At 58.3% G+C, this 22,924-nt stretch carries 19 protein-coding genes; 6 read left to right on the forward strand and 13 right to left on the reverse strand.

Features of this window, described 5'->3' with window-relative positions:
• Positions 1–2: 2 nt before the first annotated feature.
• Positions 3–1,223, reverse strand: coding sequence for an ABC transporter substrate-binding protein (locus UP06_RS14290; RefSeq protein WP_245305479.1), 1,221 nt, complete (start codon positions 1,221–1,223; stop codon positions 3–5).
• 186 nt (positions 1,224–1,409) lie between these two features.
• On the opposite strand from UP06_RS14290, the gene UP06_RS39865 reads away from it, so the two are divergent.
• From UP06_RS39865 to UP06_RS14310, 5 genes are all read left to right on the forward strand, one after another.
• Positions 1,410–2,309, forward strand: coding sequence for a LysR family transcriptional regulator (locus UP06_RS39865; protein WP_082081408.1), 900 nt, complete (start codon positions 1,410–1,412; stop codon positions 2,307–2,309).
• Between the two features lie 31 nt (positions 2,310–2,340).
• Positions 2,341–3,054 (forward strand): replication-relaxation family protein, encoded by a 714-nt coding sequence (locus tag UP06_RS14300; protein WP_197087232.1) that lies wholly within the window; start codon positions 2,341–2,343, stop codon positions 3,052–3,054.
• A 15-nt stretch (positions 3,055–3,069) separates the two neighbouring features.
• A complete protein-coding gene (locus tag UP06_RS39870; protein WP_197087234.1) occupies positions 3,070–3,258 on the forward strand; it encodes a hypothetical protein in 189 nt (62 codons plus the stop codon).
• Between the two features lie 666 nt (positions 3,259–3,924).
• Positions 3,925–5,265 carry a GGDEF domain-containing protein gene (locus UP06_RS14305; protein ID WP_156162971.1) on the forward strand — a complete coding sequence of 447 codons (1,341 nt, stop codon included), beginning with the start codon at positions 3,925–3,927 and terminating at the stop codon, positions 5,263–5,265.
• A 228-nt stretch (positions 5,266–5,493) separates the two neighbouring features.
• Positions 5,494–5,868 (forward strand): EAL domain-containing protein, encoded by a 375-nt coding sequence (locus UP06_RS14310; protein WP_045003283.1) that lies wholly within the window; start codon positions 5,494–5,496, stop codon positions 5,866–5,868.
• Positions 5,869–6,161: 293 nt separating this feature from the next.
• Here the strand turns inward: UP06_RS14310 and UP06_RS14315 are convergent, their stop codons facing one another.
• The 4 genes from UP06_RS14315 to UP06_RS14330 form a co-directional block, all read right to left on the reverse strand.
• Complete coding sequence (locus UP06_RS14315) at positions 6,162–8,246, reverse strand: methyl-accepting chemotaxis protein (protein WP_045003286.1); 2,085 nt, start codon at positions 8,244–8,246, stop codon at positions 6,162–6,164.
• 534 nt (positions 8,247–8,780) lie between these two features.
• Positions 8,781–9,713 carry a LysR substrate-binding domain-containing protein gene (locus UP06_RS14320; protein WP_045003288.1) on the reverse strand — a complete coding sequence of 311 codons (933 nt, stop codon included), beginning with the start codon at positions 9,711–9,713 and terminating at the stop codon, positions 8,781–8,783.
• Positions 9,714–9,801: 88 nt separating this feature from the next.
• Positions 9,802–10,677 carry an alpha/beta fold hydrolase gene (locus UP06_RS14325; RefSeq protein ID WP_045003289.1) on the reverse strand — a complete coding sequence of 292 codons (876 nt, stop codon included), beginning with the start codon at positions 10,675–10,677 and terminating at the stop codon, positions 9,802–9,804.
• Positions 10,678–10,757: 80 nt separating this feature from the next.
• The gene (locus tag UP06_RS14330) at positions 10,758–11,888 is read right to left on the reverse strand and encodes an FAD-dependent monooxygenase (protein WP_045004136.1); all 1,131 of its coding nucleotides are present in this window, start codon (positions 11,886–11,888) and stop codon (positions 10,758–10,760) included.
• Between the two features lie 369 nt (positions 11,889–12,257).
• On the opposite strand from UP06_RS14330, the gene UP06_RS14335 reads away from it, so the two are divergent.
• Positions 12,258–12,662 (forward strand): carboxymuconolactone decarboxylase family protein, encoded by a 405-nt coding sequence (locus UP06_RS14335; RefSeq protein ID WP_045013285.1) that lies wholly within the window; start codon positions 12,258–12,260, stop codon positions 12,660–12,662.
• Positions 12,663–12,813: 151 nt separating this feature from the next.
• On the opposite strand, the gene UP06_RS14340 is transcribed toward UP06_RS14335, so the two are convergent.
• The 8 genes from UP06_RS14340 to UP06_RS14375 all read right to left on the reverse strand — a co-directional run bounded on the left by UP06_RS14340 (position 12,814) and on the right by UP06_RS14375 (position 22,863).
• Entirely contained in the window at positions 12,814–13,611 is a 798-nt protein-coding gene (locus UP06_RS14340; RefSeq protein ID WP_045003291.1) for an IclR family transcriptional regulator, read from the reverse strand.
• A gap of 188 nt (positions 13,612–13,799) precedes the next feature.
• Positions 13,800–16,208 carry a xanthine dehydrogenase family protein molybdopterin-binding subunit gene (locus UP06_RS14345; protein ID WP_045003293.1) on the reverse strand — a complete coding sequence of 803 codons (2,409 nt, stop codon included), beginning with the start codon at positions 16,206–16,208 and terminating at the stop codon, positions 13,800–13,802.
• A gap of 3 nt (positions 16,209–16,211) precedes the next feature.
• On the reverse strand, positions 16,212–16,697 hold the full coding sequence (locus UP06_RS14350; RefSeq protein WP_045003294.1) for a (2Fe-2S)-binding protein: 486 nt from the start codon (positions 16,695–16,697) through the stop codon (positions 16,212–16,214).
• Positions 16,694–17,581, reverse strand: coding sequence for an FAD binding domain-containing protein (locus UP06_RS14355; RefSeq protein ID WP_045003297.1), 888 nt, complete (start codon positions 17,579–17,581; stop codon positions 16,694–16,696). The genes UP06_RS14350 and UP06_RS14355 overlap by 4 nt, the downstream gene beginning before the upstream one ends.
• A 31-nt stretch (positions 17,582–17,612) precedes the next feature.
• Positions 17,613–18,308, reverse strand: a complete 696-nt coding sequence (locus tag UP06_RS14360) for an SDR family NAD(P)-dependent oxidoreductase (protein WP_045003299.1) — start codon at positions 18,306–18,308, stop codon at positions 17,613–17,615.
• A gap of 257 nt (positions 18,309–18,565) precedes the next feature.
• The gene (locus UP06_RS14365) at positions 18,566–19,933 is read right to left on the reverse strand and encodes an MFS transporter (RefSeq protein ID WP_045003301.1); all 1,368 of its coding nucleotides are present in this window, start codon (positions 19,931–19,933) and stop codon (positions 18,566–18,568) included.
• Between the two features lie 304 nt (positions 19,934–20,237).
• On the reverse strand, positions 20,238–21,512 hold the full coding sequence (locus tag UP06_RS14370; RefSeq protein WP_045003302.1) for a M24 family metallopeptidase: 1,275 nt from the start codon (positions 21,510–21,512) through the stop codon (positions 20,238–20,240).
• 88 nt (positions 21,513–21,600) lie between these two features.
• Positions 21,601–22,863 carry a cytochrome P450 gene (locus UP06_RS14375; protein ID WP_082081411.1) on the reverse strand — a complete coding sequence of 421 codons (1,263 nt, stop codon included), beginning with the start codon at positions 22,861–22,863 and terminating at the stop codon, positions 21,601–21,603.
• Between the last annotated feature and the right edge of the window lie 61 nt (positions 22,864–22,924).

Below are 22,924 nucleotides of genomic sequence, written 5' to 3' on the forward strand. Positions count from 1 at the left end.
ATTTACTTGACCAGGGGGCATCCGCCTGCATTGAGAGGCCGAAATGCTTGCTCCGGTGGGATGGTGCTTACCAGCTTGTAGAGATCGTACTTGTTCTTCGACTCACTCGGGGATTTGACCTGGAAGACGTACATGTTGTGTACAGCCCGGCCGTCGATGCGAACATTTGTCGGACCAAACAGATCGTCATCAATCGTATTCTTACGCATTTCAGCGACGACCTTGTCGCCCACGATCGTGTTTGCTGCTTTCGCAGCACGCAGGTAGGCGAGGGTCGATGAATAAACGCCTGCATGATCGGTGGTCGGCATCTGCCCGTTCATTCGGGCCGCAAAGCGCGTCGCGAAGTCACGGGTCTTGTCATTGAGATCCCAATAAAACGGTTCGGCGAGCAATGTCCCCTGCGCCAGCTCTGTGCCGAGAGCCTGAACATCTGTCAGCAGCAGAAAGAGAGCTGCTAGTTTCGTTTTTCCGTTGAAGACTCCAAACTCGGCCATCTGCTTGATAGCATTGACAGCGTCGGTTCCTGTATCGCCCAAAGCGATCGCATCCGCTCCGGACGATTGCGCCTGAAGAATGTAGGATGAAAAATCCATCGTCCCGAGGGGATGTTTCACGCCGCCAAGAACCTGCCCGCCGACCGACGCAAGCGCTTCGGTCGTATCCCTCTCAAGCGCCCGGCCGAGCGCATAGTCGAAAGAGATGAAATACCAGCGTTTGCCGCCGGCCGCAGTCACGGCACGGGCGATTGCATTGCCCAGCGCCCATGTATCCCAATCCCATTGCACCGTGGTGCTTTTGCAATCCTTGCCGGTCATGTCCGACGAAGCGGCGGTTGAAGCCAGCGTGACACGGTTCTTTTCGTTCGCCAGGTTGGCGACGGCGAGCGCCACACCCGAATTCGGCATATCGACGATCGCAGTCACGCCATCGCGATCGATCCAACTCCGCACGATTGAAGAACCGACATCCACCTTGTTTTGATGATCGGCGGAAACGATCTCAACCTTGAGGTCGCCAGCTTCAGCGCGAAACTTCTCGGCACCCATTTCAGCGGCGACGACAGATCCCGGACCAGCCTGTTGCGAGAAAGGACCGGACATGTCGGACAAGACTCCGACTTTGAGCATGTTTTTCGGAATTTGGGCAAAGCCCGGCTTGGAGACGCACAGAGCCATCATGACGCCAAGTGCTGTCGCACAATTAAGGTTTCTCGTGATCACGGCGTTTTCCCCTATCTGGTTTGATTTTTTTGGACGACTATGCAGAACGTTGGCTACCACCGCCCCCAAGCAGCGCCAAAACCATGGCATCCATAGTTAAACGCGGGCGACTGATGGCAGATGCCGAACCTATCCGGTAGCAGCGGCAGCGAACAGGACCGGATCTTGATCACAGGATGAGAAATCTTGAACACCCCCCCACTCCTTGAGCTCCGCTTGCTACGCACGTTTATGATCGTTGCACAGGAATTGCATTATCGCCGCGCCGCGGATCGGTTGAATGCCACGCAATCAGCAGTCAGCTTGCAGATCCAGGAACTCGAACGACGGCTCGCCGTGACACTGCTCGTCAGAAACCGCAGGAGCGTTGCCCTGACCGCGGCCGGGAAGCTCGTGTACTCGGAGGGAGAAAAACTTCTTTTAAAGGCGGAACTGCTTGGCAAAAGCGCGGCTGCTGCCCACGAAGGACGCCTCGGAATCATCACTGTCGGCACCATTGGGGCCGCAACGCTTGAGGTGCTTCCCCGGCTTGTGGAAAGAGCACGGAGCGCCGAGCCCAGCCTGGAATTCCATTTCCGAGAAATGGGAGGCCGCGACCAGCTTGAAGCGCTCAGGCGCGGCGATATCGATCTCGGATTTGTCAGATCTGAAGCTCGCGTAACCGGGCTGGCCTTCAAAACAGTGAACATTGAACCGGTTATCTGCCTCGTGCCGTCCAATCATCGCCTGGCAAAAAGATCCGAGATCTCGATTGCTGAGCTGGAAGGTGAGGCAATCGTTAATCTGGCGCGTGAGTACGATCCAGCGGGACACGATCTGTACATATCTATGTATCGTTCGGCAGGTTTCGAACCACGGGTCGTCCAGGAAGCAAGTCAGCTTCCAACCATCCTCTTCGCTGTCGCAGTGCTCGGATGTGTAAGTATCGGGCCGGCTAGCTGGCGCATCCTTAGACGGGATGGCGTCAAACTTGTGCCCATAGCTCACCCGGTTCCGACGATCTCCACCCGGCTGGTCTGGAATCCAAATCACAACAAGCCGACTGTAAATGCCGTCCTCGCCGCCTGGGGTGATGGAATCGATTAGTAGACGGCTGTATCCGGCTGACGTTGGAAGCTTGCAGAACAGCTACGTCTGGCGCCAACCCCTCGATGACCTGAAGCGCCAAGCGTTGCGATATACCGGCATCGCCGTTAGTTCAATGACGAGCCAGCAGTTCTCCCATTCTCTAATGGTCTGCGACATACTCGCCTCTATCGAGATTGGCATTCGGGCTGACCCACAGCTGCGGTTGATATCGTGGGAGGAAATCCTGGCCAAGATGCCTCCAGCAGCGGCCAAGCAGGACGACCCGCTGGAACTTCCCTGTCAGGTTTCCTTTACCTTTCCACGCAGCAAGACCACGCATCGGTCGTCCAAGCCGCTGATTCCTGATGCGGTGTTCGGCATTGAGTACAAGCCATCGAAATCTTTTCGCTTCTTTGCCCTTGAAGCCGATCGCAACCACGAACCCGTTATGCGCACTAACTTGTCACAAACCTCGTACCTAAGAAAGATTTTGCAGTACCGCGAAATCGCCAGGGGCGCTTACAAAACCCAGTGGGGACTGCCCAACCTGCTGGTACTCAATGTGACCACCAGCGAGCCGCATATGCACAACATCATGTCGCTCCTGAGCACTCTCACCGACGGCAAGGGCGCCAGCTATCTGCTGTTCAAGACCATGCCGTCGTTGGCTTCCCTTGAAACGGCGCCCACGCCGGATGCCTGCATGCTGACCGAACCATGGTCACGCTCGGGTCTCAACGCTTTCGAGATCCATAAATCCTGAGAGGAGGTGATTGAGTTGGACGAACGCCTGACGCGCATTCGAGATCGTATTGAGACCAAGGAGCGCGTAGACAACGAACTCGAGGAATTGATTGGCGGCTCAGCTGAGAGAAAGAAGCGCGCGCAACAGAAGTGCAGTAATTGTGATCAAGAAGGTCATACCGCACGCAGTTGTCCTGCGAAACTCCCGCAGGCGACGATGTAGAAGAAAGGCCCGCATAACTGCGGGCCTTTTGCCTTTAATCGTCCGGCAGGCCATCCGCCTCCTCTTGGTACGGCGGGACGAGGACTACACCACCATCCCAATCTTTGCTGATCGGCAGCGTGTTGAGCATGATCAAGAATCCCGGTTCGTCGCTTGAATGCCACTCCGATTGTCATCCAGTCGCGCTTGCCTGGACCGGTCTTGACACGAACGTCCGCTCAATTGTCCGGTCGTAGCTGTTGTCGCGCATCGAATCCTCCTGTCAGGGGATTTGATCAGCGAATTTGTGAACTTGCACAATTGCGAGGAGCCGGCGGGTCGCGCGAATGCGCGCCGGATGACAGGCTCTGAAGCAATCCAGGCTTCCTGTTGTCCGATGAATTGCTTCGCTTCTCTCGCAATGACGGCGATCGAGCTGTTTGAAATTCGAATCGGGAAATTGAGGAGCGATCACGCACCGTCGAGATCGCGCGGGTCGGCGGACGGATGGAGATCGTCGGCAAGATGCGCGGTTGTCGATCCGTGGTCGTTTACAGGTACTCTAGAACCCCTCATTCATCCCCCACCCCGTAGACTCACTGGTCTCGCCACAAGGGAAATTTAGCATTTTAGGTTCTTAATCTGGACCCTGCGGCAAGGAGCGACGGCCCAAGGGAGAAACAGGTCTTGAGATCGGCTGCCAGTAGCTTGAACCCGACGCAGCCCGACGACGCAGCGAACGTCTCAGTGACGCCTGCACTCGAAGCCGAGACGGAGCGCTTGCTGTCACAACGCACGCGCGACATCCAGTTTTCCCCCGAGATGGTTCGGGCGTATCGCGAAAAGGACTGGCCACAGCGAAGCAAAATTGCGCGCTCTTGGATGGTCTGGGTCGCGCTGATGAGCATGGCCTTCGTACCGGTCAGCCACCTTCTCACTCCTGACTTCCTCGGGTTCGCCATCGCCATCGGCGGGTTACTGGTTCCAGCGCTGCACGCCTGTGCCTATCTGGTCTGGCGGAAACCCCGCAGCGCGGCTGTCGAAGGCCTATCGCTGGTGCTGCTGATGAGCAGCGTCATGACTGCCTACGGCTTCCTCGCCGTCGCGGTCGGCGGGAGCAACTATGAGCGCTTGCTCATCTGCATCATGTACATGAACACGATCGCAATCGTCGTCTTCAATGTCGACCAAGTCTGGTCGCTGTCCCTGATGCTCTGCTCCACGGGGATATTCTTTGGTTTTGAAATCGCTAATCCTGTGATCGACCTCAAGGATGCGATCGGGACGTCGATCTTTTATGCGATTGGAATCTATTCGGCGACCATCGCGCACAAGACCCAGACGATCCTCGGTCAAAAAAGCTTCCTGTTGTCCCTGCGCAACCAGTATCACAGCACCGCGCTGGAAAACGCTAACCGCCTGCTGGAAATACTCGCAACACGAGACCCACTGACCGGACTCGGCAACCGCCGTTCGGCTACCGATCTGGTCGAGAGGCTCTGGGGCGATCCCTCGATCCCGAAGGCCTGTATCGCGTTCATCATGGCCGATATCGACTTCTTCAAGCGGCTGAACGATACCGCGGGCCATGCCGCTGGCGACGAGTGCATCAGACGGGTCGCGAAAACCATCGAGGTATCGGTACGCACCGATGAAGATTCCGTCTTTCGCTATGGCGGCGAAGAATTCCTTGTCGTTCTCGCCCACGCCACGCCCGATCTTGCCTGGACGATCGCGGAACGTATCCGCGGGTCGGTCGAAGCGCTTGGTATCGTCAATCCCGGCAGGCATCCGGTGGATGGTTCCGCCGGGGTGGTGACAATCAGCTTGGGCGTCGCCTTCGCGCATGGAGATGCCACGCCGGAGACAGTCGCAAAATGGGCCGACGACGCCCTTTACGACGCCAAGCAATCTGGCAGGAACCTCGTGTTCTTGTCGAACGCTCATGCAGCCGCCGATGACACGCGTCACTCGCAGCGGCACAGCCCGGGCGATTCGACGACAAGTTCTGTCAGAGTTGTCGCCTAGGCCGCCGGCTGGGCATCCAGTGAAAGCGCTTCGAAAGCCGTCATGATTCCTGTCATACAACCTCCCGCGGATTTAGCGGGTGCGCTTGGCCGTGCGCCCGCCAAACGCGTTACATGGATCACCGTCGTGAGGTCAATTGCGCCAGATAAGCCGCGACAGACCTCGATGAACATATTGTTCGCTAGGCACGCTCCGGAGCGCCTTGGGTCGACTTGGTAATTCTGAAGTTTGAGGGCGCCAAGATCTATCCGCTACTATTGCGAACCCGCTCGTCCGCGCTCCTCCCAAACTCATTCGTCGCATACCCTCAAGATCGACCGTTCCTTCGTTCGGGACCTGCCGCGGGATTCAGACGACAAGGCCATCGCCGACGCCATCATCAGCCTCGGCAAGGCGCTGGGGCTCACCATCATCGCCGAAGGGGTGGAAACTGCCGAACAGGAAACCTTTCTGCGCGAGCACGCTTGCGATGAAATGCAGGGCTTCCTGTTCAGCAAGGCGGTGCGGTCCGAAGACATCGCCGACCTACTCCGGCTTCCGCACCTGGCAGCCCCGACGCTTCAACCGGAACCTGGCGTCTCATCGGAACGGTCCGTGGCATAAGCAACGCCGCGCCGGAAATTGAACGCCGCGCCTTTACGGGACAATGCTCGGCTAGATCTGAGCAGAAATCCGAAACCCCGGCAGCTTTCACTCCGGGAGCGTCGGTTTCGGTGGTTGCGAGGATAGGGTTTGAACCTATGACCTTCATGTGAGGCTGAAGATTAGCCTCACAAAGGTTGCAGAGAGCCATGAAAGTTGCTGGGCGCCGAGGTATGAACAGCCGTCGGCTGACCATCGATTTTTAACAGAACTATCCACGTCCAGTTGGCTCTGCGTGGACGGGGGCTCGCGATTTAGGCCGCGCGGATCTTACCAAGGAAATCGTCGACTTGGCCGCGCAGTTGCTGGGTCTGAGCGCCCAGCGTCTCCGAGGCTGTCTTCACATTCTGCGCAGCGGCGCCGGCCGCATCGGCGCCGGCGCTGACGCCTACGATGTTGTCGGACACGTTCTTAGTGCCTTGCGCAGCCTGCTGAGTACTGCGGGTGATCTCCTGGGTCGCGGCACCCTGCTCTTCGACGGCTGCAGCGATCGCTGTGGCGACTTCGTTGACTTCGCCGATGATGCCGCCGATCGCCTTGATCGCCTCAATGGCCTCACCCGCGACCTTCTGGATGTCGGCGATCTGCTCCGAGATATCGTCGGTCGCCTTCGCCGTCTGGCTCGCCAGCGATTTGACTTCGGCAGCGACCACGGCAAAGCCGCGGCCGGCTTCGCCGGCACGGGCTGCCTCGATGGTCGCATTCAGCGCCAGGAGATTGGTCTGCGATGCGATGTCGTTGATCAGGCCGACCACTTCGCCGATCTTGTTGGCGGTGACCGCAAGCCCCTGCACCGTACTGTCGGTCTCGCGGGCTTGGTTGACGGCGCGGCTGGCGATCCCGGCAGCATGCGCGGCCTGCCTCGAGATGTCGCCGATCGACGCGCTCAGCTGTTCCGACGCCGATGCCACGCTTTGCACGTTCATCGAGGCCTCATCCGACGCCTTTGCGGCGATTTGCACGCTGGCATTGGTCTGGCTGGAGACCTTCGACATGCCATCCGAGGTGGCTCGCATGGCGTTGGATGCGTCGCCGAGCTGGCTCAGCGTCTGGCGCACCTGATTCTCGAATTCTCCGATATAGGCTTCGATGGCCTGCTGGCGGCCTGCGGCGCCGGCATTTCGCTCGCGCTCCTGCTGTTCGATGCGCGCCTTCTCGATCGCCTGCTGCTTGAACGTGGCCAGCGCACCAGCGAGCGCGCCGATCTCGTCACGGCGCTCGGTGTAGCCGGTATCCACCGTGAGGTCGCCCGCGGCCACTTTCAGCATGCCGTCGCGGATGGCGTGCAGCGGCCTGATGGCGCGGCGGCCCACCAGCATCATGCTTCCGGTCGCCAGCGCAAGGGCAGCGGCAAGCAACATCATATTCAGGATTAGCGATTGCCGCGCCGAAGACCACCGCATCGCGGTGTGACGCTTGGCTTCGTCGAGCGCGCGCTCGGCAACCGTGACAGCAGTGCCCAGACGCCTGATCACATCAGTCCCCCACTGACCTCCGTCCGGTTTCTCGCCGGCAATCGTCGCATTCAGCAACTGGTCGGAGGTCGCCATAAATTGCGGGTCGAAATAGGCTGCTTTGGCCGCTGTCATCGCCTCGAGCACGCTGGCAGGTAATTGCGCCCCCGCCACCATGGTTTCCAGCGCCTTCCAAACGAACTTCGTGCCGGTGACGAATTCCGAATAGTTTTGACGCGCTTCTGGCGCCAGGCGCCCGGTAGCGAGACCGTTCGATAGCAGCAAGGCCGCTTGACCGCCGGTATCGCGGACCAGCCAGGCGAGTTGCTTGATCGCCAGCAATTGATCGACCACAGGATCGGTGTTGTCCACGGCCGCCGCGAGCTGCGTGGACAACCTATCCAACGTCAACAGCAGTGCAGTGGCGGTCTCGACATATTCCTTGGCGAGTCCAGGCCGACGCAACGCCTTCGGCTTGCTGATCGCCTCCATGCTTTCAGCTTGCAGAGCTTTGAGCGTCTCGATCTGCCGGATCAGCGCGGGAAGCAGCGCCTTTTGATCGGCGAATTCGACCATTGCGGCGAGATCCGCGATCGGTCGCAACGCCGAGTTCTCGGCCTCGCGATAGGCGGCGATATTTTTCTCCGCATCGGGAGCCAACACGTCAGCGTTCAGAGCCTGGTTCGTCGTTGCGCGGTCGGTGCGCAAATTATGCATCGCCTTGAATGCATTCGCCGAAGCCTCCGCGATGACCGATACTCGTCCGGTGGCCTGCAGCCGACCCCAGGATTCCCAGGCAGTCATGACCAGAAAGGCCACTATACAGGTGGCCATACCGGCAATCACCGACTTGAGCATCGCCGAAATGGTCAAACGATTCAGCATGGCTCCCCCCCAATATTCCGACAGTTTGGGCTCGAACGGTAAATATTCAATCTTTGAGCTGCTACGTTAAACTACGGGATTGCCGGTTCCATGCCGCCATGTGTATCGGGGAATCCCCTGGAATGGGATCGACGACGGCAGCCTTGCCAAAATGCTTGCTCGATCCTCGATCGGTTCCGAAAAGCGTATCGAACGGCTCGCGCCCACCTTGGTATGGCGCTGTGGGGACCGCCCGCAAATCCGTCAGGATAGCTTGTCTCAGACTGTACGATTCCCTGCGAGACGCTTTTTCCGATTGCTCTGAGATCCAACGCATGCAGGCAGCGCTATGTCGCAAGCAAATCGGAGCGCCGAATGTACGCGGTGAAGAACGAAGTAACCGCACGACCGATCAAGCATTACGTTCAAGGTCATCGAAACTCGTGATCTGTCCGGCGATGGCGCTCGCAGCCACCGTGTGCGGGCCGGTTCTCATTTCAGAGCTTTGCTCTTGTTTTCAGAACGCAAAAAGTCGCGTGGAGTAGCTCGCTGCAGTTAGGGATTGGCTGTTCCCGACTTCATCGACAGCGACCAGTCGGCCATCGACCGCTCGGTATCGCGGCCTTCGCGGAGCAGCCATTCATAAAACGCCTCGACGGTCGGTGTCGGATGAACCGCATTGGCAAAATACTGACGCTGTTTTGCCGCGAGCACGCCGAACGGCATGCACAGGCTGCCTGTAATGATGTCATCGATCGCAAGGAAAAGCGGAACAAGCACGACGCCGAGTCCGTCTACCGCCGCCTGCAATGCAAAATACATTTGCTCGAATTTGAGTGAGCCGCGTGGTTTGATATCCGGGACATCTGCAGCCTGCAACCAATCGGACCACGAATAGGGCTCAGTCGCATAGCTGATCAGAGTCTGCCCCGCCAGATCCTGCGGTTTGCACATCTGTCCACCGTCGAGGAGATCGATATGGCAGACGGGAACGATCAGTTCGGTCATGAAAGGCTGCGAGACGTAGCCTGACAGAGGCTCCTGCGCTCCACGTATCGCGATGTCGTAGGCGTTGTCGTGGAAATTCACTGGAGCGGTGGACGTCGTCAGCCGGATTTCGACATCGGGACGCCTACGCTGAAAGCCGGAAATTCGCGACAGCAACCAGCGCATCGCAAAGGTCGGCGGAGCATTGATCCTGAGTACCGTCGGCGCTGTCCTATCCAGCATCTGCATCGAGGCGACCGCCAGCCGGTCGAGCATCGAGGTGACTTCAGCGAGGTAAATGCGACCAGCTTCTGTCAACGCCAGATGCGACGCGCTGCGCAGAAACAGCGGAGTTCCCAGCCAGCTCTCCAACAATCCGACCTGCCGGCTGATCGCACCATGAGTGACGTTGAGTTCGGCCGCAGCTTTAGTAAAGCTCACATGCCGGCCTGCCGCTTCAAAGGCGCGTATTGCGTTTAAAGGGGGAAGTTTCCGCACCATAGGCGATGTGTATGGGCCAAGGCCCAAGGTCGTGGCAAGTCAGTTTTTCTTACCGCGGCCACGGCCAGACTGGTGCTGGCTAGAATAGTCAACACTCGGCTTTGTTTGTATACATATGATCGAACAGCAACTTATTGAATTTATTGGTGTCATCGAACTGCGGCAAGTGGCCGGCGTTCGCGATCGTCTCGAGACGCGCACCCTTGATGGCCTCGTGAAGTACATGCATCGGCTGCAGCATTCCGGCATCATTCTGTCCGACGATGAGCAGCGTCGGAGCGATGACCTTGCCGGCATCGCCGAGAAAATCCAGTTTCTGAATCGCCTGCGCGCCTCCGACGAAACCTTCTATAGAGGTTTCCTGGATCATTTGCGCTATCAGTCCGTAAGCGGGATGACTAACGTAGTTCGCGCCAAGCCAGCGCTCGCAGGTGGATTGCACCAGCGCACCAGTCCCCAGTTTCGTCGCCAAGGCAATTCGCTCATCCCAGCCAGCCGCGAAAGCCGCCGGTGCGTCCCCACGTGTCGCGCACAGAGTCAGGCTCTGGATTCGGTCGGGATGCAAGATACCAAAGCCCAATCCAACCATCCCGCCCATTGACACGCCGACGAGATGCGCCCGGTCGATGTTCAGCTCGTCGAAGATGGAGATGTTGTCAGCGATCAACCCCTGCATAGTATAGGGCGGCGAAAACGGTGACGAGGCGCCGTGGCCGCGGAAATCAACGCAGACAACCCGGTAGCCCAGCGCCAAGGCGCGAGCGGCTTGGTCCGTCCAGACCCGGCTGTCGGTGAGAATTGAGGTGTTGAATAGAACTGCCTCGGCATCCTCACGCCCAGCGACATAGGCCGCCAGATACTTGCCGTTCTCTGTGCCGTCGAGCCTGATGCGAGAAAAGCCAGCAGCAAGCCGGTCTTGCGCGACGACGGGTTTGTCTCCGTTTGCGGTTGTCGCCGTGGTCATATACAGCCTCCTTCAAGCACTCATTCGCAAACGTCAAAATGATAAACAGCGGCATTGCCTGGCTGCTCGGTGTGCTGCGACTATGCTGCCAGTGGCGTGGTCCAGGCATTGTAGGCGTAGACCCAGTCAGTGTCGGTCTTGTCTTTCAGCCAGGTGTTGGTGCGCGAGGTTCCCTGGACGCGGGATGTGCGCTCCTTGCGGGTCGCTTCGAAGCGGCGGAACGCATCCGCGACACCCTCCCGTTCGACGCCTTCGAGGCAGCGTGACAGCACCGCCGAGTCCTCGATCGCCATGGCCGCGCCCTGGGCCATATAGGGCGTCATCGGATGGCAGGAATCACCGAGCAGGGTCACATTGCCGGCAGACCAGCTCGGAAGTGGATCGCGGTCGACCAGCGCCCATTTGTGCACCGCCGGGCAGGCGTTGAGCACATGTTGGACCTGAGGGTGAAACCCTTCGAACGCCGCGCGCAACACTTTGACGTCACCCTTGGCCGACCATGACTCGGTGTGGAAGTCCGGCTCCGGCTGGCTGGTCACGAAGTAGACCTCACTGCGATCCGGCTTCACATAGTAGATCACGATATGCCGGTCTTCGCCCCACCACTTGGTGCATTCGTCGATCTCGAATCCGTTCAGCAGCCTGGCCGGGAACGTGGTGCGGTAGGCGATACGGCCGGTGAAGTTCGGTTCCGTTGCGCCGAACAGGATCGTCTTGACGATGGAATGGACGCCGTCCGCGCCAATCACAGCGTCGGCCACGGCGGTCGATCCATTGGCAAATGTCAGCTTTACGCCGTCGGCTCCTTCTTCCAAGCCGGTCAGCTTGTGGTTCAGCTTGATACATTCGTCTGGAACGGCGCTGGCCAGCGCCGAATGCAGATCGCCGCGATGCGCTAGAAGATATGGTGCGCCAAATTTTTTCTCGGCGGCTTCACCGAAGATCATGTCAAAGCGGATCTCGCCGGTGCGCCAGTCCTTGTTGTTCCAGGAGCGCGGATAAAACGCCTCCGAGCGCAGCTTGTTCTCGAGGCCCAGCAGACGCAGGACCTGCATCGCATTACATCCAATCTGGATGCCCGCGCCCAGCCGGCTGAACTGCGCCGCCTGCTCGTAGACGGTGACGCCGACACCTGCGCGCCGAAGCGATGCAGCGGATGCCAAGCCGCCCATACCCGCACCGATAATGGCAACCGACAGTTCCTTCTTCATGGCCAACATCTCGCTTTTTCAAGGCACTATTCAGATTCGCTGGGTCAGCAGTTCAAGGCGCATTGCGAAATTGATGGACCCGCGGTCGCACAAAATATCCGCTCCGTGCAGTCCGATACAGGCCGACAAGACGCAACTCATGTCTTAGCCGGCAGGAACAACGCAATTCAAATAAGCTGACGCTGTGTGAGAAAAGCTGACGGTGTCCCGCAACAGCACGCCAAGCAGGTCGATCGCGCTTGAACTCCCGAGAGACCTTTGATTTTGTGACAGTTGCATCCCGAGGCGATGAAATATTGATCGGCTCAGGCCGATACTAGGGCGGCCACACCCGGCAATCGGACCCATCCAACAAAAAGGGAGAGTAAGGTGAGTTACGACCAGACGATCACGCTCGGCGGTCTTTTCGATAAAGGCCTTGAGTTACGCCGTGAAGTTCTCGGCGCGTCCTATGTCGACAAGTCGATCGAGACCACCAATGATTTTATGATGGCATTTCAGCACATCACTACCGAATGGTGCTGGGGCTATGCCTGGACCAGACCGGGTCTGGATCGCAAGACTCGCAGCATGCTGAACCTCGCGATGCTGACGGCGCTCAACCGCGCGCCGGAAATCAAGCTGCACACGCGTGGCGCGATCAGCAACGGCCTCACCGTCGAGGAAATCAAGGAAGTGCTTTTGCACGCTACTGTCTATTGCGGCATTCCGGCAGGCCTCGATGCCTTCAAGGCCGCCAACGAAGTACTCAAGGAAATGGGTAAAGTTGATTGAGGATTGCGGTCCGACGACCAACGCTATCCTGGCGGCATTCCCCGCCCTTGTGCGGTTACTGGATCGGCAAGGCGGAACGCCGGGGAGCAGCACTTTCTCGCATTGGCCCGATACGTAGGCACCGAGGGCAAACCGGCCGTCTCAGGAGCGATCAAGTCACCCGTTGGAAAGAAAGAAGCGGTGCGAGCTTTGCGGCGAGCAGCTTTAGCTCCGACCCAAGCCGGGCCAACTTGTCGCCCTGGAATATCTCGCTGATGCCAGCCGAACTGAGCGAAAGGATGACTGAACCGTCAGGAGATTTGACCGGGACAGCGACGGCGTTAATCCGCGCGTTCGACGATCCCTTGCTGACAACATAACCTTGCTTCGCAAATTGGCGAAGCGCGGCGGCAAGCTTTGGTTCGATCATGGACCACTGCGTGCCCAGCGAGGCGCTCAATTCCGCAATCAGCTTGTTGCGTGCGACGGTATCCAGCGCGGCGAGATAGGCCCAGCCCGTTGCCGACGTTGCAATCGGAATGCGTGATCCTACTCTTAGATCGGCCACTAAGATCGCGGATCCTTGGCACCGCTGCAAAAAGAGCATGCTCAATCCGTCACGCGCACCCAGAGAGACAGCCCCCTCATGACGGCTGGCCATCGACTGCATATCCGTCAGTGCGAGCTCGCCAATGGGCAGTCCCGACAAAACCGCTTGCCCCAGGCCAAGAAGTGAAATTCCTGGACGCATCGTCTGCCTGCCGGGGACCACGACCAGAAAACCAAGCTGGATAAGCGTGGAGCAAAGCCGCCAAACCGTCGGCTGTGGCATCCCAGTCATGCGGGCAATTTCACTTGAACCTAGTTCTGGCGTCGAAGGGCTGAAACATTGAAGCACCCCGAGCCCTTTCGCCAGCGCCGCGACGAACTGCCCTTCCTTTGGATGTATGCTCTTGCCGTCTCTCGCCATTAGGGATCTAGCTGACTGCGTGAAACTGAAGTGAGATATTCGGCTGACGAATTAGTCAAGCGCGAAAGGCGAGCACGGTGGCAAAATGAAGTTAAGGGGTGTCTCGCTTGCATAAGCTGCCTTGTGACCTGATACGAGGGGAGTTCGCCACACCCATCCATCAGATCCTCGATTGGGCTAAAGCCGGACTACGCCTGTTGATCGTCGCGTAGTGCAACGTCCATCCTATGAAACAGAGGGCCCGGACGAACCGGAAGGTCCGTTATTTCGATTCCGAGAGGACGCAGCGCATCGCTAATCGCGTTGCCAAGCGCGCCCGGCACCGGCGCAATGCAACCCTCGCCGATGCCTCGCGTGCCGAGCGGATTGGTTGGATTTGGCGTCCCGGCGTCATGGTATATTTCGATACGTGGGACATCAGACGCCTTGGCGATCTTGTAGCTTTCGAGCGTCGACGTCATCTGCTGACCCTCGTCGTTGTACACATACTCTTCGAAAAAGAAGTTCGAGATACCTTGAATGACGCCGCCTTGTATTTGCCCTTCCACAATCAGGGGGTTGATGACAACGCCGGCGTCGTCTGAGGTGACATATCTCGTAATCTTGACGCGGCCGGTTTCCGGCGAGACCTCCACAAAGGCGGCGTGCGCACTGAAGCAGACGTTTCCTCTTGTGGCCTCGAAGACTGCTCTTTGCTCCAATCCACCCGTGTCACCCGGCGGAAGATCGACAGCACCAATCACAATGCGATGAGCAAGTTCGGCGAAGCTGCGCCTCAGATTGCTGTTACCACCGTGGGTTATGTAGCCATCTGCAAAACTGAACTCCTCGTCCCCTGCAACGATGGAGGCATCATTCGCAACAACACGAACTATCTTCTTCTTAAGATCGCGGCATGCCAGCGCCACGGCCGGCAAAACCATCGAGGCACCACGCCCGGAGACCGTGCCAGGACTATACGTTGTCGTAAGGGTATCGCCTGACAAGACAGTGACGTTTTGGGGATCTATGCCAAGCTCCTCGGCAACGACCTGAGCGATCGTCGTCTGGGAGCCCTGACCGGTTGGTCCATCACCATAGGCAACAGTTACGTGACCTTCGGGATCCACTCGCAAATCAACCGTCGCGTAGCTCGGCCCACCTGTTGCCGTAAGGTATGATAAATTGTCGACGCCGGAGACCTCGACACCCGTGGAGATCCCCAGGCCGATATAGCGGCCCAGACTCAATGCCTCTTTTTGACGCCTGCGGAATTCCGGAATATCGACCAATTCTATCAGTCTATCGAAGGTCTTGACAAAGTCGCCGCTGCTGTAACCCAGGCCGGTCGACAGACGCGCTGGAAACGTTGTGATGAAATTCTTCCGCAAGAGTTCCGCCGGCTCAACACCGATCTTCCGGGCAAGCATATCCAGCGCGCGCTCGAGCGCGAATCGCGGAGCGAAAATCCCGAAACCGCGTGCCGGGCATAACGAGGCCTTGTTGGTTACCGCGACTCGCAACTGAATATCGCAGAACGGGAGAATGTAGGCATTTGGAAGCCGCATTCCGCCCACCATCGGCATGGCGTAACCCCAGGTACCTCCCAAACATCCGTCGCCGGCGTCGGTTTGGATTTTGTCACGTAAGGCGACCAGCCTTCCGTTGGCGTCAGCCGCCAGTTCGATATCATGTATCTGATCCCGGCCCTGACCTGCAGCCATCAGATTTTCCTCGCGGGTTTCCAGCCACCGTACCGGGCGACGAAGATGCCGCGCGAGATAGGCTACGAGCAACGGTTCGCGGTAGACCGACCCCTTCATCCCGAAACCGCCGCCCTGATCGCGCGGCGTAATGACCCGGACTTTCGCCTGCGGCAACTTGAGGACTTCCGCCAGGCTCAACCGCTGCAGGTGCGGACGCTGGGTCGTCATCCACGTCGTTATCCCTTCGCTCGCGTCCCAAACAGCAAGCGCTCCCCGCGGTTCAAGCGCGGTAATTCCGCAGCGATGTGTCCGAAAACGTTGCCTCACAACAAACGGTGCTTCCGCGATCCGACGCTTCGCTTCTTCTATGTGGGCCGCGTGTTCATCGGCTGAGCGGGTCGCGCGAAAATTGGACTTGAAGATCTCGTTGTCATTCCAATCCTCGTGGACCCGGGGCGACGACGGATCAAGCGCCGCCTCCATGTCACCTACATAGGGCAATGGCTCGTATTCCACGAAGATCGCTTCGAGCGCATCCTCCGCCAAATACGGCGTCTCTGCTACAACTGCCGCAACCGGCTCGCCGTGAAACTTCACCTTCTCGACAGCGAGAGGCCAAAATTTGGGCTTCCGTCCCGGTAGCCCGCCTCCGACGCTAGGCTGAGGCAAAGGCAACATTTCATTTCGGATCATTTCGCCGGTGACCACGGCGACGACTCCGGGCAATTCCTCGGCGGCTGACACATCGATCGACAGAATGCGCGCGTGAGCGTGCGGTGAACGCAAGAACATCACGTGAAGCTGGCCGGCAATTGAGATATCGGCGAAGTAGCGCCCCTCTCCCCTCAGAATCGGGATGTCTTCCTTGCGAGGAAGGCGCGCGCCGATCCCGCCAGCATGAAGTTCTTTCAAAGACTATACCTCCTCCTCATGAGTCCTCGCACGGGCCACGCTAAGGATCGCATCCACAATGTTGGAATAGCCGGCGCACCTGCAGAGGTTGCCCGTTATACCGTGACGGACTTTTTCCTCGTTTAATTCCGAGTCTTTCTCAATGAGGTCGACGCCGGTCATCAACAGCCCGCTCGTGCAATAGCCGCACTGTAGGGCATGATGTTCGTTGAAGGCGATTTGCAGCGGATGCAACTCGCTACCCTCCGCTAACCCCTCCACCGTTGTGATCCAACGACCATCACACTGGACGGCCAGAACGAGACAGGATTTGATGGCATCGCCATCAAGATGGACGGTGCATGCGCCGCAGGCTCCCTCGAATGTACATCCGACATGAGTGCCGGTGAGTCCCGCTTCATACCGAATGAAATCCACCAGCAGCATTCTGATGGGGATGCTACGTTCGTAAGCGATGCCATTTATCGTGATCGAAACTGACGTATTCATTCCCGATTACCCAGCGCGCGCATAAACGCCCTAGTGACGACGTCCCGGCCCAAGTGGCGGAATAGCACCCTTCGGTATTCCGCGTCGGCATCCTCGTCCGAGTGAGTATCGAGTGAGGTCGAACTGTCGTTCAACGCCTCCTCGATCCCCTTTGTGTTTGAATGCGAGACGCCAATTAACGCGCGCTCCGCCGTCAGGACTCTGATAGGCCCACTTTCAAGCCCGGTAACCGAGATCCGTGCCGAAGAACAGGAACCCACGTCGTCCAGTTGCAGGAAAGCGCCGACGCCGATTACGGGAAGCCCGTCGGTCATCAGGCTCCATTTTCGATAAGCACTGCCGGCTCGCCCAAGAGTTTGCGGCAGTTCCACCGACAGCAAGAGCTCGCCTTCCTGGCGGCTCGTTTCCAGCGGCGCGCCGAGAAAGTCCTCAATATCGACCGCTCGCGTTTGCCCAGACAAAGAGGCCAAAGTCAGCTGGGATCCGATCGCGAGGTTAACTGCCGGCATGCATGCCGATATATAGTTCCAGCACAGGCTGCCGCCGATCGTACCGCGGTGACGAACCTGACGGTCGCCAACGTGGCCCGCGCCGTCAACCAACGCGGCGAAGGGGCCTTCCAAAAGTTCGCTATCGGCGATGTCGCAGTAGCGTGTCATCGCGCCGATACGAATGGTGCCCGGCTCTTGATGAATACCCTGGATTGCGTCGATCTTCTGCAAATCCACCAGACATTTTGGCCGGACCATACGTGACTTGATGGCCTGCATGAGACTTTGACCGCCAGCAATGTAGTGAGTTTCCTCCCCCCAGCGCGCAAACGCCGTCACGGCCTCATCCACCGTGGCCGGCGCGACGTAACCCTCGATCGGAGATGGGTACATTTATGTGCCGGCCCTGCGGTTGTTCGACATTTCAATAATAGGTTCGTCCACCATCGACCGGCAGAATGATTCCCGTCACGTAGGAAGCATCCGTCCCTAACAAAAACGCGATAGCGGTTGCGACTTCTTCGGGACGTGCGATCCGCTTGAGCGCATAGAGATCGCCGTTCAACCGGCTTGCATTTTTTATCATCGGCGTATCGACTGCGCCCGGACAGACCACGTTGACCCGGATGCGCGGCGCTAGTTCCATCGCCCAGGTCTGAGTAAGACTGAGAACGGCCCGCTTGGAAGCTGCATAGGCACCCAGTCCGGGAAACGGGTTAAGCGCCACCCCGGAAGAAACATTCACGATGCTGGCCTCTTCAGCCTGACGAAGAAACGGCAGGGCCGCGCGCGCGACATTGAGGGTGCCGGTGAGGTTGACTGCGAAAACGTGGTCCCACTGAGCCATATCCGTGCTCTCTAGCGGGCGGCCGCCCGTCACGCCGGCAACATTGACGAGTCCGTCTATTCCGCTCATGCGACTGGCCGCTTCTGCGACTGCCCGCTCAACAGCAGAAAAGTCAGTGACGTCTGCTTGCGAGAAGTCCTGATTGTTTGCATCCGGCGAAGAAGTAGCATCGATAATGTATGCCTGCGCCCCACGGTCGCGGATGACGGCAACTGTGGCCGCGCCAATTCCGGAGCCGCCTCCCGTAACCAGTATCTTGCGTCCTCTGAGCATCCTTCCTCACTATCTTCACGCGGTGCGGCGGCTTCGTTCTCGGCCGCTCATTCGTTCCAATCCACACCGGAGCGCGCCTGCGCGGCCCTAATGAGGCTATTCGCATTATGAATATACTATTCAAGGATATCCAATGCCATGCGGCAATTGTCAAGCTTTCAGAGCGACGAGCCATTATTCGCGCGTCGACCCGCCGGCTTCGATATTCCCATATGCGAAGCCAATTGCATGCGCCCGGCCTGCCGCCCACCAGATCTTCAACGGACGGGCAATTCCATCGCTGTTATCAGCTTTGAACCATCGTCATCGGCCGACCGTTGGCGGAGGAAACCAACGCCGACGATGCAGATTGCCGCGACTGTTGCCGGGATGATCGGCAACAGGAGAATCTGGGGCGCCTTCCATCCGGCGGCCAATGCGATGCCGACGACCCAAGGACTCAGCATCGATCCGAACCGTCCTATCCCGGACGCATATCCCACGCCGGTGGCGCGAATCTCGGGCGGGTAATATTTGGTCACCAAGGCCGTCAGAGCCGACCAGGCGCCAAACGCGAACATGCCGGCGAGAAACGACGCCGGGTATAGCAGCATTAGATTGGTTCCCGAAAATGAGAGTGCCGCGCTCGCTATCGCGACGAAGGCATAGCTTGCCGACAAGGTGAGATGCGGCCCGATTCTTTCGGATATTGGTCCAAGCACCAGGGATCCCATCAACCCGCCCAAGGGGAATAAGGCCGAAGCGAAAATTGCGACTTCGATGGGATTGCCGCTCTCGCGGACCAGCGTGGGCTGCCAGAGCGCGAAGATATAGACCATCACGAACTGATTGACCATCGACAACCAAAGAAGGCACGTCACGGGTGCGCGGCCGGCGGCAAACAGACGGGACAACGAGGCCCGCCTTTCCTGGCCGATGTGGGCGATAAATATTGCATCGGCGCTTGCAACCGTCTTTGGCGAGATTCGCTTCAATATATGTCCGACGCGCGGATCGGAGGAATTGCGGGTCGCCAAAAACAACGGCGACTCCGGAAGAAGAACCTGACAAACAAGCGCCATGACCAGGCTACTCAATCCCCCGATGATGAAGATCAAGCGCCAACCGAACACCGGAATCATATGGCTGGCGAGGATTCCGCCGAGAGACGCCCCAGCCGCGATAGCCCCGATAACAATCATGATCGCCGTCCTCCGCCGATGCTCGGGCGCATAATCCGCAACTATTGTCGTTATATTAGGTAAAACACCGCCCAGGCCGACACCTCCGACCAGTCGAACCCAGAAGAGATCGTCCACATCTCGAACAAAGGCGATGGCAAGTGTACTGATGCCAAAGATGATGGTAGCGGCAATTGTCATCGGTTTGCGGCCGATCTTGTCACCGAGCTGACCCATCGCCATGGCGCCTATCATGAGTCCCAATAGGCCGGCCGTAAGCGCAGGTGCAAACGCCTGCGGCTTGACCGCCCAATCCGCGGCAATCGAGCTCAAGGCAAATGAAATGGATGAGGTGTCGAATCCGTCAATCAGCGCAACTACGACTCCCAGCGAAAGCACAAGGATCTGAATCGGACTGATTGGGGAGCGATTGATGATGTCGCCTACGTTCACATGCTGCCCCATGGCCTGTCGCCTCCCAATTTTATCTGTTTTCCTGAATACTTATTCGTAGTGGGAGAAAGGTGGGACTTCTTGTCCGGCGCCCTTCCCCTTCCCGACCGTCGATCCTTGGATCGCCCCCGGCCTCGGAAGCAGTTGAGTAACGATCTGCATCGGCGTGACACCCCGCGACGTGCGCTCGCCCGAGCGAGAAGAAATTTCTGGAGCTGGATCGCGCCCCTCCAAGGCGGCCTAATTCAATTTAGCCACACTCGCCAACGGGCTTGTCGGGTCTGGATCCTGCGTACGATCGACCGGCGTTGCACGCTCACACCTCGACGACATGATTGGCAATTGTATTCAGTTCGACCGGCCCAGACTGCGTCACCAACACCGTGCCGCCAATGTTGATCCGGCGGTCTCCGAAGTGGCAGTTAGGCTCCATGGCGAAGGTCATGCCCGCCTGAAGGACTATTTCCTTATTTCTTGCGGCCTTTGGTGGGATGGGCGCGTAAGTGCCCGCATCCGAGAAATTCTCCATTCCAAATGTTGATAAGCCTGACAAGACTGAAATGGGATTGAGTGAGTGGATCTGCGGCGTGACAAACCAACCACCGGCCCGCTTAACAACATCGGTCATGGCGTCGTCGACTTCCCCGAAGGTGGTCCCAACGCGCATCTTTTCCAAGCCTACATCATAAGCTTCTCGGGCTACTTCGGCGGCCTTTTGGTGGACGGGATGCATCTTTCCCAATGAAACGCAGACCTGTTGCTGCGTCTCCATTAGCCCGTAGGTAGGAAATAGTTCGGACTGGACGAGGTCGCCTCGATCCAACGTGCGGGACCGCACCGGACGCACCAACCAATCGGGAAAGCCCCATGCTGGATTGTCGGGTCCGCTTTGAATGATCAAGGCGGCCGAATTGGCTCCGCCGATGAAAGCCGCCGCCATAGCCTGCGCATAAACGTCAGCTTCAGTCATCCCGGGCCTCGCCGCAGCCACAAATGCCTCGGACATCTTCTCGCCCGCGTTGGCACAGTGTCTGATGACTTCGATTTCTTCCTGACTCTTGACCAGCATCATGCGTGCGAGACGCCGCCAGACGTGGACGAATTTGACATTTGGGAGCTCGGCCGACACGCTTTCCCACGCAGAATGCGACAAGAAGCTTTCTTGCCGGGGACCAGCCGGCTCCAAGCCAATGACGCCGACGCGCGCTGACATCAGACCGTTTGCTTCGAAAGCCTTCTTGACCATGGCGGCATCTCTGCCCAGCCAATGATGATCCGGTCGAATCCACGGCGTCATCCCACGCTTCGACTCAACCGCTTGACAGATGAGGTGTAATCCGGACCAGGAAAGCAAAATAGGCTCGCCTTCCCGCGGGAACACCAGCCAGCCGCCAGCGCGGTCGTTTGAGAGATAGACGTCGGGCGCAACGTTCGGGGCGCCGCGGTTTGCTTGGCCAGTCACCAGCAGTCCGTCCAAGCCCTCATCGTCCATGAGCTTTCGCGCCAGCGCCCAGCGGCGGTCCCGCTCCTTCATCGAATAACCGGGAAACGAGAGTTGTAATTCTGATTTTGTATTCAATTCGGAATTCATTGGTTCCCCTTCGTGCCGGACCCAGCAAAACGCCGCGACTGACTGTGCTTGATTCTTCTAGACGAAGTTGTTCGTACGGAGCGGCAGGCTACCAGGTGACCGGCACGTGCTCGACGCCGTAGACCAACATGTCGTCCTTGAATTTCAACGTTTCGATCGGGGCAGCGAGCGCCAGGTTCGGCAGTCGGCTGAAAAGCGTCGTGAATACGATTTGCAGTTCGACGCGTGCAAGGTACTGGCCCAAGCATCCATGCACGCCGAAACCGAACCCGACCTGCTGGCGGGCGTCGCGTCGGATATCGAATTTGTCGGGATCGGAGAACACTTTGCTGTCGCGGTTGGCGGCTGATTGGAATGCGATGATACCTTCGCCGGCCCGGATAAGTTGCCCCGAGATCTCGACGTCCTCCTTGGCGACCCTTCTTTGCCCCGAATGGGCAATCGATAAGTATCTCATAATTTCTTCGACGGCCGCCGGAGCCAATCCGGGATCCCTGCGAAGGAGTTCAAGCTGGTCCGGGTACTGGAGAAAGAGCAACGTACCGAGCGCGATCATGTTCGCCGTCGTTTCGTGCCCGGCTATGAGGAGCATCCGCGCCATACTGACCACCTCATGTTCGGTCAGATGGCCGGTTCTCACATGGTCGACCACAAGACGGCTCAGCAGATCGTCCTGCGGATCCTCGTTTTTGCGCTTCAGCAGGCCCGCGAGATATTCATCGACGAGCTCACGATTGGCCGCGAGCGCCGTTTCCATCGACACAGCGTTCGAGGTGAATATCCGGGTCCGTGATTGGAAAAACTCGTGATCCGAATAGGGTATTCCCATCAGCTCGCAGATTACGGAAGAAGGAACAGCGAGCGCGAAACATTCGACAAAGTCGGCAGGAGGCCCCTTCTCGATCATCGCATCGATAAGGCCGTCAACGATCTTCTGCAGCTTGGGACGCATCTGCCCGATACGTCTGGCGGCGAACTCTCCCGTCACCATACGCCGCTGTGCCGTGTGCTTCGGTGGATCCATGGACACGAAGGACGGATACTTCTTCCTCGATGCCTGGAGAGCGGCGCTCTGTCCTGGAAAACCCGGAGTGGTCGGATCGGCGCTAAAGCGAGGATCGCCCAGCACCGTCTTGTAATCCGCGTGGCGAGTGATCACCCACGCGATGTCGCCGTTCCAAAGCCGGACGCGGAACACGGATCGGTCATCCCCCAATCCACTGTATTCGAGAGGTGGATCAAAGACGCGCTGACGTGGCCGCGGAAATGGAGGAATTTGAGAAGAGCCAGAAAACGGGCATCCGGCGGGCTGCGTAGTAGCGCTCGACTGTCCTTGCGACGTGTCGGCCATGAAGATCTCCGAGTGAGATGGAAATGATATGAGGTGAGCGATCGGTCACAGCTTCTGCCGA

This window comes from Bradyrhizobium sp. LTSP857, assembly GCF_000938285.1.
GTDB lineage: Bacteria > Pseudomonadota > Alphaproteobacteria > Rhizobiales > Xanthobacteraceae > Bradyrhizobium.